General features: G+C 70.7%; 15 protein-coding genes and 1 riboswitch. Of the genes, 4 read left to right on the top strand and 11 right to left on the bottom strand.

All coding sequences use genetic code 11. The annotated features are described in order from the left end of the window. Positions 1–8: 8 nt before the first annotated feature. Positions 9–1,586, bottom strand: a complete 1,578-nt coding sequence (locus tag ABT123_RS27095; RefSeq protein WP_351319280.1) for an alpha/beta fold hydrolase — start codon at positions 1,584–1,586, stop codon at positions 9–11. A 109-nt stretch (positions 1,587–1,695) separates the two neighbouring features. After that, entirely contained in the window at positions 1,696–2,295 is a 600-nt protein-coding gene (locus tag ABT123_RS27090) for a phosphoribosylanthranilate isomerase (protein ID WP_351319278.1), read from the bottom strand. Between the two features lie 113 nt (positions 2,296–2,408). On the opposite strand from ABT123_RS27090, the gene ABT123_RS27085 reads away from it, so the two are divergent. After that, entirely contained in the window at positions 2,409–2,789 is a 381-nt protein-coding gene (locus ABT123_RS27085) for a type II toxin-antitoxin system RelE/ParE family toxin (protein WP_351319276.1), read from the top strand. Next, positions 2,786–3,121 carry a helix-turn-helix domain-containing protein gene (locus tag ABT123_RS27080; RefSeq protein ID WP_351319274.1) on the top strand — a complete coding sequence of 112 codons (336 nt, stop codon included), beginning with the start codon at positions 2,786–2,788 and terminating at the stop codon, positions 3,119–3,121. Before ABT123_RS27085 ends, ABT123_RS27080 begins: the two co-directional genes overlap by 4 nt. 117 nt (positions 3,122–3,238) lie before the next feature. On the opposite strand, the gene groL is transcribed toward ABT123_RS27080, so the two are convergent. From groL to thrC, 4 genes are all read right to left on the bottom strand, one after another. Continuing rightward, complete coding sequence (groL, locus tag ABT123_RS27075) at positions 3,239–4,864, bottom strand: chaperonin GroEL (protein ID WP_351319272.1); 1,626 nt, start codon at positions 4,862–4,864, stop codon at positions 3,239–3,241. Positions 4,865–5,166: 302 nt separating this feature from the next. Then, entirely contained in the window at positions 5,167–5,370 is a 204-nt protein-coding gene (locus tag ABT123_RS27070; RefSeq protein ID WP_005315736.1) for a cold-shock protein, read from the bottom strand. 397 nt (positions 5,371–5,767) lie between these two features. Then, positions 5,768–6,046 carry a MoaD/ThiS family protein gene (locus ABT123_RS27065; RefSeq protein ID WP_351319269.1) on the bottom strand — a complete coding sequence of 93 codons (279 nt, stop codon included), beginning with the start codon at positions 6,044–6,046 and terminating at the stop codon, positions 5,768–5,770. A 44-nt stretch (positions 6,047–6,090) separates the two neighbouring features. Continuing rightward, the gene (gene thrC, locus ABT123_RS27060) at positions 6,091–7,389 is read right to left on the bottom strand and encodes a threonine synthase (protein WP_351319267.1); all 1,299 of its coding nucleotides are present in this window, start codon (positions 7,387–7,389) and stop codon (positions 6,091–6,093) included. Beyond that, positions 7,383–7,539: riboswitch (SAM riboswitch) on the bottom strand. It overlaps the preceding gene by 7 nt. Positions 7,540–7,714: 175 nt before the next feature. Here thrC and ABT123_RS27055 point away from each other — a divergent pair. Both ABT123_RS27055 and ABT123_RS27050 read left to right on the top strand, forming a co-directional pair. Continuing rightward, positions 7,715–8,665, top strand: a complete 951-nt coding sequence (locus ABT123_RS27055; RefSeq protein WP_351319265.1) for a glucosyl-3-phosphoglycerate synthase — start codon at positions 7,715–7,717, stop codon at positions 8,663–8,665. A gap of 103 nt (positions 8,666–8,768) precedes the next feature. Next, positions 8,769–10,220, top strand: coding sequence for an alpha,alpha-trehalose-phosphate synthase (UDP-forming) (locus ABT123_RS27050; protein WP_351319263.1), 1,452 nt, complete (start codon positions 8,769–8,771; stop codon positions 10,218–10,220). A 4-nt stretch (positions 10,221–10,224) separates the two neighbouring features. Here the strand turns inward: ABT123_RS27050 and ABT123_RS27045 are convergent, their stop codons facing one another. The 5 genes from ABT123_RS27045 to ABT123_RS27025 all read right to left on the bottom strand — a co-directional run bounded on the left by ABT123_RS27045 (position 10,225) and on the right by ABT123_RS27025 (position 13,597). Then, positions 10,225–10,533: a hypothetical protein gene (locus ABT123_RS27045; RefSeq protein WP_351319261.1), complete on the bottom strand. Its 309-nt coding sequence runs from the start codon at positions 10,531–10,533 to the stop codon at positions 10,225–10,227. Next, on the bottom strand, positions 10,530–11,927 hold the full coding sequence (locus ABT123_RS27040) for a hypothetical protein (protein ID WP_351319259.1): 1,398 nt from the start codon (positions 11,925–11,927) through the stop codon (positions 10,530–10,532). The genes ABT123_RS27045 and ABT123_RS27040 overlap by 4 nt, the downstream gene beginning before the upstream one ends. Then, positions 11,924–12,364 (bottom strand): hypothetical protein, encoded by a 441-nt coding sequence (locus ABT123_RS27035; RefSeq protein WP_351319257.1) that lies wholly within the window; start codon positions 12,362–12,364, stop codon positions 11,924–11,926. Before ABT123_RS27035 ends, ABT123_RS27040 begins: the two co-directional genes overlap by 4 nt. Before the next feature lie 52 nt (positions 12,365–12,416). Further along, positions 12,417–13,265, bottom strand: a complete 849-nt coding sequence (otsB, locus tag ABT123_RS27030; RefSeq protein WP_351319255.1) for a trehalose-phosphatase — start codon at positions 13,263–13,265, stop codon at positions 12,417–12,419. A gap of 65 nt (positions 13,266–13,330) precedes the next feature. Beyond that, entirely contained in the window at positions 13,331–13,597 is a 267-nt protein-coding gene (locus tag ABT123_RS27025) for a DUF3263 domain-containing protein (RefSeq protein ID WP_351319253.1), read from the bottom strand. Between the last annotated feature and the right edge of the window lie 9 nt (positions 13,598–13,606).

The following is a 13,606-nucleotide window of genomic DNA, read 5'->3' as shown; positions in this document are numbered from 1 at the left end:
CCTCCCGGTCATTTCGGGTTCGGGTTCGGGTTCGGGATGATCGCGAACGGGTGGGGCTCCAGGCCGTTCACACAACCGGTGTCGGGCGGCGCGGTCGGGCGAGCGAAGAACGAGGCCAGCACGCGTTGCGCGCAGGGCGACTGCGGGACCACCCAGTGGCCGATTCCGGGGATCCGGACGGAGGTCGAGTGCGGCAGGTCGCGGGCTACGTCCTTCGCCCAACTCGCCCCGGTCTTCACGTCGAACGTGCCGGAGATGACGAGCGCCGGCACCGCGCTTTCCGTGGCCACCCGCTGGACGGACGCCCGGTCCGGGACCTTCCAGATCCGGCACGCCGGGTACTGGAAGGGGAGTTGCGGCACCTGGGCCAGGACCGTGTCCGGCCAGCCGGGGAAGGCCTTGCGCCCTGCGCTCAGCACGTCGGATTCCGAATACCCCGGCGCCCACTCGCTGCACGCCACCGACTGCGTCAGGCCGTGCGCGAACTCGCCGACCTTCTGGACCGATCCGGCCGCGCGGGCCTGCGCGAAGCGCTCCGGGTTTCCGCGGCTGAGTTCGTCGAGGGCCGCCGGGAGGTCCTTGGGCCGGGGGGTGAAGGCGACGATCAGGTTCAGCAGCGCGCCGCCGTCGAGGACGACCTTGACCGGCTTTCCGCCGCTCGGCGGCGGGACGTTCAGCGTCAGGGGCTGTGCCTCCAGCTTGCGCACCTGCTCGGTCAGCGTGCGGGGGAGGTCCGGGTACCGGCTCTGGCAGGCGGGCTGCGCCGCGCACGCCTCGAAGATGTTGCGGATCCCTTCCTGGGCGCTGCTCCATCCCCACGGCAGGGTCATGACCGGGGGAGGTGCGATCGAGTCGATCGCCACCGCGCGGATTCCCTCGGGGTGCCTGCGCAGGTACGTAAGGGCGAGGCCGCTGCCGTACGAGTAGCCGTAGACGTTCCACCGGGGGATGCCGAGCGCCTTGCGCAGGTCGGCGAAGTCGGCGGCGTTCTCGGTGCTGTTGTAGGCGCTCAGGTCGGTGCCGTCGGCCGTCAGGCGGTCCCGGCACTCCTTCACCGCCTTCAGCATGAGCTGTTCCGCCGGCTTTGAGTCGTAGCCCAGGCCCACGGACTGCGCGTTGAACCGGTCGATCTCCGGGCAGACAAGGTTCGGACGGTCGTAGAGGTTGCCGCGCTGGGCCATGACGATCAGTGCGCGGTCCTTGTTCAGGCCGGAGTCGACGAGGAACGGAATGTCGTCGAACGTGTCGGCACCGGGGCCGCCGGCCATGAACACCACTGGGTCCTGTGCGGGCTTGGCCGGGGTGACGGCAGGGATGACCGCCACGGCCAGCTTGATGGTCCGGCCGCTGCCGGGGCGGGAGCGGTTCTCGGGAACTTCGAGGAAGCCGCACCGTGCGCTGCTCAGCGCTTCGATGGGCTCGGGCGGCTTCGGGCAGGGGCCGGGCACGAACCGGGCGGGTGGCGCGGACGCGGTGCTGCCGGGTGTGGGCAGAGGTGTCGGGCCGAATGCCGTCAGGCCGACCAGAGCGGCTGCGGCTGCGGCTGCGGCCACGGCCGTCACCGCGTGGATGCTGTGCTGTGGCATGTGGCCTCGTTCCCGGCCGACCTCGGCGGCGCAGCCGGGCCGGGCCGGGCCGGGCGCGCTTTCGACGCTACCGGCTGGCCCGTCCACCCGCACGCGGAGCGGTCACGGCCTAGCCGCGGGCCGCCTCGATGAACGCGCGGATCAGCTCCGGGGACTTCACGCCCCGCGCGCTCTCCACTCCGCTGGACACGTCCACCCCCCAGGCTCCGGTCACGGCCACCGCCTCCCGCACCGTGGCCGGGGTCAGCCCGCCCGCCAGCAGCCAGCGCCCCTCCGGCGCGGAGAACTCCGGGGACCCCCAGTTCCACGGCTTGCCGGAGCCTGGGTCGGGGGCGTCCAGGAGCAGCAGGTCCTCGCTGTACTCACCGCACCGCTTGACGTGCTCGGCGGTGGCCCGGAGCAGGGTCCGGCCCTCCGCCCGCAGGGCCGCGAAGTCCTCGGGCCCCTCCTCGCCGTGCAGCTGTACGCCCCGTACGCCGCTCTCCTCGGCGAACCGGCGCACCTCCTCGACCGACTGCCCGCGGAACACCCCCACGGTGAGCACCCCGGCCGGCACCCGCTCGGCCAGCCGGCGGGCGGTGGCGGCGTCGACGGTCCGGGGGCTTCCGGGCGCGAACACGAACCCGACGGCATCGGCCCCGGCGGCCACGGCCGCATCGACGTCCGTCCCGGTCTTCAGCCCGCAGATCTTGATGAACACGTCAGTCATACGGCCAGTCAACCAGGTCACCCCGCGTCAACGCCCGGGAGTTCCTCATCCGATGGGGCACTGCGGACGGAACAGCCGTACCATGTCGTCCACGACATAATACGTTCCGCCGCATGGACGACGATCTGCACGTGATCGAGGTGGAACCCGAGGTGCGCACCTGGCTGGAACTGCTGCCGGGCAAGCAGTACCGCAAGGTCGAGGAGTACGCGGAGCTGCTGGCCGTCCACGGAACCCGGACTCCCATGCCGTTTGCCCGCCCCCTCAGGAGCGGGGTGTACGAGCTGCGGCCCACCCTCGACGGTGTCGCGACGCGGATCACCTACTGGTTTGCGTCGGGCCGCCGGATCGTGCTGCTCACCGTCTTCCGGAAGACGCGCATGCACGAGGCGGACCAGGTCGCCCGCGCGGTGGCAGCCCGTATGGTGTGCGAGATGAAGCACGGCCCGGCCCACACGGTGTACAGCCGCGGCGAGGAAGGCGACGCATCATGAACCACACGCGTTGGAAACTGGCCCGCGAGAAGAAGGCCATCGGCGATTACGCCGAGTCCGCCGAAGCAGCCGCGGAACGCTCGGAGGTCCGGCTGGCGATGGCCTTCGCCAAGGCCGTCTACGACCGGCGCAAGGCCTTGGGGCTGTCCCAGGCCCAGCTGGCCGAGCGGGCCGGGCTCACGCAGGCGAAGATCTCCCGTATCGAGGGCGCCGACGCCGTGCCGACCCTCCCGCTGCTGCGTCGCCTCGCGACCGCCCTGGACGCGGCCTTGAACATCGCGCTCGACGAGGACCACGAGGAGGTCCGCTTCGTGGCCCGCCCGGCCGCCTGAAACGGCCGCCTGAAGGCCTGAACGGCCTCGCGAACGCCCGAGGGCGGTATCCCCGGTCTGGGGATACCGCCCTCGGCGTGGTGCTGGGTACTGCTGGAGCCACCGATCCGCAGGGGATCAGAAGTCCATGTCACCGCCCGGCATGCCGCCCGGAGCGGCAGCAGCCTTCTCCGGCTTGTCGGCGATGACGGCCTCGGTGGTCAGGAACAGCGCCGCGATGGAGGCCGCGTTCTGCAGGGCAGAGCGGGTCACCTTCGCCGGGTCGATGATGCCCTCGGCGATGAGGTCGACGTACTCGTTGGTCGCGGCGTTCAGGCCGTGGCCGACGGGCAGGTTGCGGACCTTCTCCGCGACGACGCCACCCTCGAGGCCGGCGTTGATCGCGATCTGCTTCAGCGGGGCCTCGAGGGCCAGCTTCACGATGTTGGCACCCGTGGCCTCGTCACCCGTGAGGTCCGCCTCGAGCTTCTCGAAGACCGAGGAGGCCTGCAGCAGGGCCACGCCACCGCCGGCGACGATGCCCTCCTCGACGGCCGCCTTCGCGTTGCGAACGGCGTCCTCGATGCGGTGCTTGCGCTCCTTGAGCTCGACCTCGGTCGCGGCACCGGCCTTGATGACCGCAACACCGCCGGCGAGCTTCGCCAGGCGCTCCTGCAGCTTCTCGCGGTCGTAGTCGCTGTCCGAGTTGTCGATCTCGGCGCGGATCTGGTTCACACGACCGGCAACCTGGTCGCTGTCACCGGCACCGTCGACGATGGTGGTCTCGTCCTTGGTGATGACGACCTTGCGGGCGCGGCCCAGCAGGTCCAGGCCCGCGTTCTCGAGCTTGAGGCCGACCTCCTCGGAGATGACCGTGCCACCGGTGAGGATGGCGATGTCGCCCAGCATGGCCTTGCGGCGGTCGCCGAAGCCCGGAGCCTTGACCGCGACGGACTTGAAGGTGCCGCGGATCTTGTTGACGACCAGGGTCGACAGGGCCTCGCCCTCGACGTCCTCGGCGATGATCAGCAGCGGCTTGCCGGACTGCATGACCTTCTCCAGCAGCGGAAGGAGGTCCTTCACGTTGCTGACCTTGGAGTTGACGATCAGGATGTACGGGTCGTCGAGCGACGCCTCCATACGCTCCATGTCGGTGGCGAAGTACGCCGAGATGTAGCCCTTGTCGAAGCGCATGCCCTCGGTGAGCTCAAGCTCCAGACCGAAGGTCTGGGACTCCTCGACGGTGATGACGCCTTCCTTGCCGACCTTGTCCATCGCCTCGGCGATGAGCTCGCCGATCTGGGTGTCGGCGGCGGAGATGGAGGCCGTGGAAGCGATCTGCTCCTTGGTCTCGACATCCTTCGCCTGCTCCAGCAGGGCGCCGGAGACGGCCTCGACGGCCTTCTCGATGCCGCGCTTGAGGGCCATCGGGTTGGCACCGGCCGCCACGTTGCGCAGGCCCTCGCGGACCAGCGCCTGGGCGAGGACGGTCGCGGTGGTCGTACCGTCACCGGCGACGTCGTCCGTCTTCTTGGCGACTTCCTTGACCAGCTCGGCGCCGATCTTCTCGTACGGGTCCTCGAGCTCGATCTCCTTGGCGATGGAAACACCATCGTTGGTGATCGTGGGCGCGCCCCACTTCTTCTCGAGGACGACGTTGCGACCCTTGGGGCCAAGGGTGACCTTGACGGCGTCGGCGAGCTGGTTCATGCCGCGCTCGAGACCGCGCCGGGCCTCCTCGTCGAACGCGATGATCTTGGCCATGTGAAGTGGTCCTCCCGGACGGGGTGGATTGCTCCGGACCGCGCTGGCGCCCGCGACGGACGGCCTGCGTGCCAGACGGTTCCTTCCCGTCGGACACTGCGGGCCTCACCGACCCGGTCCTCGTCTATGTAGCACTCTCACCGGGAGAGTGCTAACGCCAATGATTAGCACTCGACCCCCGCGAGTGCAAGCGGTCTCAACGCGAGAGGGGCCCGCATCCCTGTCCGGAATGTGGGCCCCTCGCGTGTACGCGTGCGTACGTGTCGCGCGTACGTGTGACGTGTCGGTGGTCGACGTCCTGGTCAGACTGCGAGCTTGACCATGTCCGCCTGCGGACCCTTCTGGCCCTGCGAGATCTCGAACTCGACCCGCTGACCCTCTTCAAGGGTGCGGTACCCGTCCATCTGGATGGCGCTGTAGTGGACGAACACATCCGCACCACCGTCGACCGCGATGAAGCCGTAGCCCTTCTCCGCGTTGAACCACTTGACGGTGCCCTGAGCCATGCCTAACTCCCCTATTACTGGCCCTTGCGCAGGACCGCACTTCGCGGTCCCGGGTCAGAACTTGCGTCGGAACGCGTCGACCGCGGCTGAATGTATCTGGACCGACGCTGTCTGCAACAGGTCATTCCGACGAGAAATCTGGACATGCGAATAACTCTCAATAGAGTGAAAAGTCGCCTTATCCCAGGGCAAGTTGGACCTGACGAAGCACGTCAAAGCCTCATATCGCACACGCACATTGGCCCGATGTCGACCATGGAGAAGCCCGCTCATATGCGGCGGGCAAGAACAGCGGAGGGGACTTCCCCAACCCTACCGCGCCCAATCAAGCAGAATTGCCCCCTCCGCTTTAGCGGAAGGGGCAATTCAGGGTTTGCGCGTGTCAGCTACCGACGGGTCAGCAGCCGCCTGCGACGGCCGGGATGATCGAGACGCCGGCGCCGTCCGGGGTCGCCGCCTGCAGCCCGCCCTCGAAGCGCACGTCGTCGTCGTTGACGTACACGTTCACGAAGCGGCGCAGCTTGCCCTGGTCGTCCAGGACGCGCGCGGCGATGCCCGGGTGGTTCTTCTCCAGGGACTCGATGACCTCGGCGAGGGTCGTGCCCTCGGCCTTCACCTCGGCCTGGCCGCCGGTGTAGGTGCGCAGGATGGTGGGGATGCGGACGTTGACGCTCATGGCGCTACTGCCTTTCCGGTGTGCAGGGGGGGAGGGTCGGGCCGTCAGACCAGGCCGGCGGCGCGGAACGCGTCCAGGCTCGGCCGGATGGTGGCGGTCTGCCCGCTGTCCGCGGCCACCGCCTCCAGGGTCTTGAGGCCGTCGCCGGTGTTCAGGACCACTGTGGTCAGCGCGGGGTCGAGCTGCCCATTCTCGAGGAGCTTCTTCGTCACTCCGACGGTCACGCCGCCCGCCGTCTCGGCGAAGATGCCCTCGGTCTGCGCGAGCAGCTTGATGGCGTCCACGACCTGCTCGTCGTTGACGTCCTCGACGAAGCCGCCGGTCCGGCGGGCGATGTCCAGCACGTACGGGCCGTCGGCCGGGTTGCCGATCGCCAGGGACTTGGCGATGGTGTTCGGCTTCTGCGGGCGGACCACCTCGTGGCCGGCCTTGAAGGCGGTGGACACCGGGGAGCAGCCCTCGGCCTGGGCGCCGAAGATCTTGTACTGCTTGTCCTCGACCAGGCCCAGCTTGATGAGCTCCTGCAGACCCTTGTCGATCTTCGTCAGCTGCGAGCCGGAGGCGATCGGGATCACGATCTGGTCGGGCAGCTGCCAGCCGAGCTGCTCGCAGATCTCGTACGCCAGGGTCTTGGAGCCCTCGCCGTAGTACGGGCGCAGGTTGACGTTGACGAAGCCCCAGCCCTCGCCCAGCGGGTCGCCGATGAGCTCGGAGCAGAAGCGGTTGACGTCGTCGTAGTTGCCCTCGATGCCGACCAGGTCGCCGCCGTAGACACCGGCCATGACGACCTTGCCCTGCTCCAGGTCGTGCGGGATGAACACGCAGGACCGGAAGCCGGCGCGGGCGGCGGCGGCGCCGACGGCGCCGGCCAGGTTGCCGGTGGAGGAGCAGGACAGGGTGGTGAAACCGAAGGCGCGGGCGGCCTCGACGGCGATCGCGACGACGCGGTCCTTGAAGGAGTGCGTCGGGTTGCCGGAGTCGTCCTTGACGTAGAGCTTGCCGGTCACCCCGAGCTCCTTGGCCAGGTTCTCGGCGTCCACGAGCTTGGTGAAGCCCGGGTTCAGGCTCGGCTTGGCGGCGACGTCGGCCGGGACGGGCAGCAGCGGGGCGTAGCGCCAGATGTTGTTGGGGCCGGCCTCGATGGCGGCGCGCAGGGCTTCCGGGTCGCCGGTGGGCAGGTCGTACGCGACTTCCAGCGGACCGAAGCACTCGGCACAGGCGAAAATGGGACCGAGGTCGAAGCGGGTGCCGCACTCACGACAGGAGAGCGCGACGGCAGGTCCGAGATCGACAGAGGTGGCGACAGTCTGTGCAGCCATGGTGGCGAGGCCCTTTCTCCTCATCTTCCTCGTGGCGCACTTCGCCACGAGACGGATTTGGCACCTTCCCTAGCCGGGGGACCTCGCTGACGCTGACGCGTGCCATCGCGAGAACCGACTGGAGGGTTGCCGGGGCTTCAACGGGCCGTATCCCTCTGCCCCTCTGGATGAGCGGTATGGCTCCGGGCCGCGCGCTGTATGGCGCACCCGGGCATTTGTCGGCGAGCACCCCCGGCATGCGAGGGTCCTGCGCGTTGTTCAAGACTGTAACTGACGGATCGGGCCGATGAGACAGCTGTCCGAACCGCGAGATGGATCACAAACCGGACGGATTCAGGGAGTGCCGCAGGTGCTGGAAGAGGTGGAACGCTGGCTGGGCCGGCGGTCCTGGACAGCCGCCGACAGGCCGCTCGACCAGCTGCTTTCCGCGAAACGGGCGGCTGGGACGACGGTCAGCGTCGTGCTTCCGGCGCTCGACGAGGAGGCGACGGTCGGCGCGATCGTCGAGACGGTCCGGCGGGATCTGGTAGAGGGGCTTCCGCATCCTCTTGTTGACGAGGTTGTAGTAATCGATTCCGGTTCCACGGACCGGACCGCCGAGGTCGCCGCCAAGGCCGGCGCCCGGGTGGTGCACCGGGACGAGATACTCCCCCGCATCCCGGCGGTGCCCGGAAAGGGCGAGGTGCTGTGGCGCTCGCTGATGGTCACCACCGGGGACATCGTCTGCTTCGTCGACGCCGACCTGCGCGACTTCTCGGCCGCCTTCGTCTCGGGGATCGTCGGCCCGCTGCTGACCGACCCGGAGATCCACTTCGTCAAGGCCATGTACGACCGCCCGCTCGGGGACGCCCCCGGCCAGGGCGGCCGGGTCACCGAACTGGTCGCCCGCCCGCTGCTCAACCTGCACTGGCCCCAGCTGGCCGGCTTCGTCCAGCCGCTGGGCGGCGAGTACGCCGTACGCCGCTCCCTGCTGGAACGTCTCCCCTTCCCGGTCGGCTACGGCGTGGAGCTGGGCCTGCTGGTCGACGCCCTGCACACGGTCGGCCTGGATGCCCTGGCCCAGGTCGACGTCGGGGTCCGGCTGCACCGCCACCAGGACGGCCGGGCCCTGGGCCGGATGGCCGCCGCCATCTACCGCACCGCGCAGGTCCGGCTCTCCCGGGGGCACCTGGTCCGGCCGCTCCTGACCCAGTTCGAGCGCGGCCCGGACGGATTCGTCCCGCACACCTATCCGGTGGACACGGAGGAACGGCCGCCGATGCGCGAGATCGAGGAGTACGCGGTCCGGCGCGTGGCGTGACCCCTCCGGCGTGACCCCTGCCGCGTGACCTCCGCCGCGTGACCTCCGCCGCAGCCGGGGGAACGGACGTTTGAGCGGGGGCGGGCCGGGCTAGGTTGGCCGCATGGCTTCCCAGGTACTCGTCGCAGCGAACCGTGGCCCGCTCTCGTACGCGCTGGCCGCCGACGGCACACTCGACACCCGGCGCGGCGGGGGCGGTCTGGTCTCCGGCCTCTCCGCGGCCCTCGCGGAGCAGCCGGGGGCCCTGTGGATCTGCGCGGCCCTGTCGGAGGGCGACCGCGAGGCGGTCCGCCGGGGCGTCGCCGAGCCGGGCGTGCGGATGCTGGACATCGACCCGGCGGTCTACGACGACGCGTACAACGGCATCTCGAACTCGGTGCTCTGGTTCACCCACCACGGCCTGTACAACATCCCGCGCGAGCCGGTCTTCGACACGGAGTTCCGGCGCTGCTGGGATTCGTACCGGACGTACAACCGGGCCTTCGCCGAGGCGCTGGCGGCCGAGGCCGCCGAGGGGGCGGCGGTCCTGATCCAGGACTACCACCTGTCCCTCGCCCCGGGCATGCTCCGGGACCTCCGCCCGGACCTGCGGATCGCCCACTTCACGCACACCCCGTGGGCGACGTACGAGCACCTGGACATGCTGCCGGACGACGTCCGGCGGGAGCTGCTGTGGGGGATGCTGGGGGCCGACCGGCTGGGCTTCCACACCTGGGGCTGGGCGCACCGCTTCATGGCGGCGGCCCACCTGGACGACGAGCGGGGCATGGCCGAGCCGAAGATGCCCGCGGGGCCGGCCGAGCGGTACATCCAGCAGAACCGCTGGTCCAAGATCCGGCACCGGCGCACGGACGTGGCCGTGTACCCGCTGGGGGTGGACGCGGACGAGCTGCGCGCGCTGGCCCACCGCCCCGAGGTGGACGACCGGCTGGCCGGACTGCGCGCGGAGGTCGGCGACCGGAAGACCATCGTCCGCGTCGACCGCACCGAGCTGTCGAAGAACATCGTCCGCGGCCTGCTCGCCTACCGCGAGCTCCTCACCGCCCACCCGGAGTGGCGAGGCCGGGTGGTCCACCTGGCCTCGGCCTACCCATCCCGGCAGGACCTGGTCGTGTACCGCGACTACACGGCGACGGTGGCGGCGGTCGCGGAGGAGATCAACGCGGAGTTCGGCACGGCGGACTGGCAGCCGGTCCTGGTCTCCGTGAAGGACGACTTCGCGCGCTCGCTGGCCGCGTACCGGCTGGCGGACGTGGCGCTGATCAACCCGGTGCGGGACGGGATGAACCTGGTGGCGAAGGAGATCCCGGTGGTCTCGGAGGCGGGGTGCGCGCTGGTGCTGTCGACGGGGGCGGGGGCGTACGACGAGCTCCGCGAGGACGCGCTGACGGTGAACCCGTACGACGTGTCGGAGACGGCCGAGGCCCTGCACGAGGCGCTGTCCATGCCGGCGACGGAACGCGCGGAACGCACCAAGCGCCTGGCCACAGCAGCCACCGCCCTCCCCCCGGCAGCCTGGTTCACGTCCCAGCTGACGGACCTGCGGGGCTCCTGAGGCCCTAGGGGCCCACGCCGAGGGCCAGCCGGAGGACCGCGGCCCCGCCGAGAACCAGCGGCGGGGCCAGCCACCAGGAACCCATGGCCTTCCGGACCGGGGGCACGGCCGTGACCGCCAGCGCGAGCAGGCTCGCGGCGATGGTGATCAGGCAGCTCAGCTCGATCGCGGCGTAAGCGTCGTCGTCCCAGCTGCCCGACGGCCGGATGGTCAGGGCCAGGTACAGGAACCAGGCCGCCACCAGGTGCAGCAGGACGAGCGGCCCGCCCAGCACCCACCGCAGGCACCCCTCGTCCCCCGGCTCCGCCGTCACCGCATGGCCCCCCTCGCGTCCTCCAGCTTGTTCATGAACCCCCGGCCGTACCCCTGGGCGTCGGTGGAGCTCCAGTAGGGCCCGCCGTTGTAGCGCGCGGCGAGCTCCTGGTACTGGGCCGGGGTCATCTGCTCCGGCGGGACGCCGGCGAACTCGCTCTCCGCCTTGAGCTGCGCCAGGTACTCGGACGCGATGAAGATGTTCTGCTTCGGGTCCTGGAGCGCCGACTCGATCACGGAGCGCTGCTGGTCGGTGAGATGGGCCGGGTCGTAGCCGAGGACCTCGGCCCCTCGCCGCAGCTGGATGGCGATCGGGCCGAAGGAGGTCTCGTCGGGGCTGCCGCCCAGCCGCCCCGGCAGGTTCTCCGGGATGATCGGGCTGAACGGGACGTCGAAGGATTCCCGGATGGTCTGCACCCCGTCGTCCATGTACCCGGGCTGACCGCCGATCTCCTGCCACGCGATGCCCGCGACCATGTCCGGGGGCAGCCCGGAGTTCCTCGCCGCCGCCTCGATGATCTCCTTGTTCGCGGCGATCCACGCCCGCCGTTCCTCGTCGTTCGACGGCACCTGCCAGTTCCAGTAGGTGTCCTTGGCGTCCGGCAGCCCGGCCGTCCGGGTGCGGATGTCGGCGAGGGCCGGGGAGACGGGGTCCTTCTTCCCCGGCGGGTCCACGTACCCCTGTTTGGGGGCGCTGCCGGGCAGGTGGGTCAGCGGGTTCGCACTAGCCTCCTGGGCCTCCGACCGCATCGCGGCCATGGCGGAGGCGATGTCCACACGGTGGATACCGCTGCCCAGCCGGAAATCGGGAAGCAGGTCGTGGGCCTGTTTCAGGCCGTGCACACAGATGTCCCGCGCTTCCTTCTCCGTCGTTTTGGCGATGTGGAACTCGCCCCCGGCCGCGTCGTGGAGCATGTTCGCCTCGGCCCTGATGTCGTCGACGTCCATGCCGATCTCGGCGATCCGGTCGAGGATCCCGGTCTTGGCCCGCATGTCCTCCCAGCGGCGCATCGGTTCTGCCTTCTGCGCGGTGGGCGTGATGGCGACGCCCTTGGTGGCGATCAGATCGGACAGCTGCTTCTCGTACGCCTTGCCGTAGGAGTAGCGCATCCTGGCCGTCTCCAGGGCCGCGGCGTAGGCACGCAGGGCGCTGCTCGCCTTGTCGTACCCCTCGGCGAGGTCGGCCAGGAGTTTGCGGGCCTCGGCCAGGCGGGCCACGTAGTTTCCGCTGCCGTCGCTCTCCCAGCGGGTGTCCTTCTCCGCCCGCTGCGCGGGCCCGCCGACCTCGACCAGCAGGTCCCGTAACCGCTTGAACTCGTCGGCGTTGCGCTCGACCAGGGCCGGGTTGCAGCCTTCCAGGAACTGGACGTCCTTGCGGTGGCTGATCCCGCTCATCGTGCCCCCGGTGCCACGTACTGGCCGTACCGGAGGATCTGGTCGAGGAAGCGCCGGGCCGCCTCGCCGTCGACCGCGGCGAAGTCGGTGCCCGCGGTCTTCAGGCGGGTGGCGAGGGCCGCGAAGAGGGCCACCGTGTCCTGGTACTGGTCGTCGGCGAACCGGCCGAAGCGCTCCACCTGCGCGGCGACGTCCTTGTGCGTCCTGGGCACCCGCGAAAGGGTGCCCAGGTCCCCGTCGGGCCGGCCCTCGTGCAGCAGTCCCGCGATCTCGATCAGCAGGTTCGCGTTCCCGTTGATGGACCCCACGTCGGCGGTGAGGCCGCCGTTCGCGGGGGCGCCTCCCGGGTCTGCGGGCAGTTGGTTGAGCCGCATCGCGGGCGACCCGCCCTGGGCCGCGGCCGACTTTGCTCGGGCCCATTCTTCGTCGAACGACACACGTCCCCCTGGGGTCTCAGGTGATTGCGGCGTGGTGCGGTGGTACGACGAGCTAGGCAGGGATGGCCCGGGCCAGGGTGGCGAGGAAGGCGGCTACTTCGGCGGGGCCGGAAAGGGTGAGGTCCGCGCGGGCCGACAGTTCCGGGACCTCTGCCGAGCCGCTGCAGACCAGGAGGCCGGGCAGGCCGTCCGCGCGGCGCTTCTCGACGGCGGCGTACGCGGCGAGGTCGCCCAGGTCGTCCCCCGCGAACAGGACCGCCTCCGCGTCCACCTCCGCCAGGTACTCGGTGAGGGCCACGCCCTTGTCGGTGCCCGGCGGGCGGAGTTCCAGCACGGCACGGCCGGGTTCGACCACCAGGCCGTGCCGCTGGGCCAGGTCGGCGAGGGGCTCGCGGAGGGCGGCGAAGGCGGCCGAGGGGTCCTCGGTGCGGCGGGTGTGGACGGCCAGGGCGCGGCCCTTCTCCTCGATCCAGGTGCCCTGCCACGCCCCGATCGAGTCCAGGAACCCGGGCAGCTCGGCGCGGACGGCGGCGACGCCGGGGTGTTCGGCGGGGGCGTGGACGTTCCCGGTGATCGCGTCCCAGCGTTCGGCCCCGTAGTGGCCGAGGACCACCAGGTGCTCCAGGCCCGGCGCCCCGGCGAAGCCGCCGTAGCGGACGGCGACCCCGGCCGGCCGGCCGGTGATCACCGCGACCGAGCCGACCTTCGGGGCCAGCTCGGACAGGGCGGGCAGGGCTCCGGGATGGGCGCGGGCCTGGTCGGGGTCGGGCACGATCTCGGCGAGGGTGCCGTCGAAGTCGAGGGCGACCACGGAACGGCGGGGCGCACGGAGCAGGGCTTCGAGTCCCTCGCGTCCGGCGGCGGTGACGGGCATCGGCAGGCTGTGCGGACGGCTCCCCATGCCCTCGACCCTACCGGCGCGCCCCAGGCCCCGCCCAGGCTTCCCGCGTACCGCCGGGGCTGTGGCTAGCGCCGGGCGCGGCGGGTGGCGCGGATGCGGCGGAGGCGGTTGACGGTGCCCGGGGCGTGGGCCAGGGCGCGGGGGTCGTCCATCAGGGCGTTGAGCAGCTGGTAGTAGCGGACCGGGGTCATGCCGAGGTGCTCGCGTATCGCGCGCTCCTTGGCGCCGGGCCCGGGCCAGCTGCGGGCCTCGTACGCGAGCACGGCGGCCTCGCGCTCCGAGAGCTCCGGGAGCTGCGGGAGCTCCGGGAGTGGCTGCCCGTCGTCCGTCATACCGTCCAA

Origin of the sequence: Streptomyces sp. NPDC002054 (assembly GCF_040296685.1) — a bacterium.
Classification (GTDB): domain Bacteria; phylum Actinomycetota; class Actinomycetes; order Streptomycetales; family Streptomycetaceae; genus Streptomyces.
This window is presented reverse-complemented; position numbering and strand designations above follow the sequence as displayed.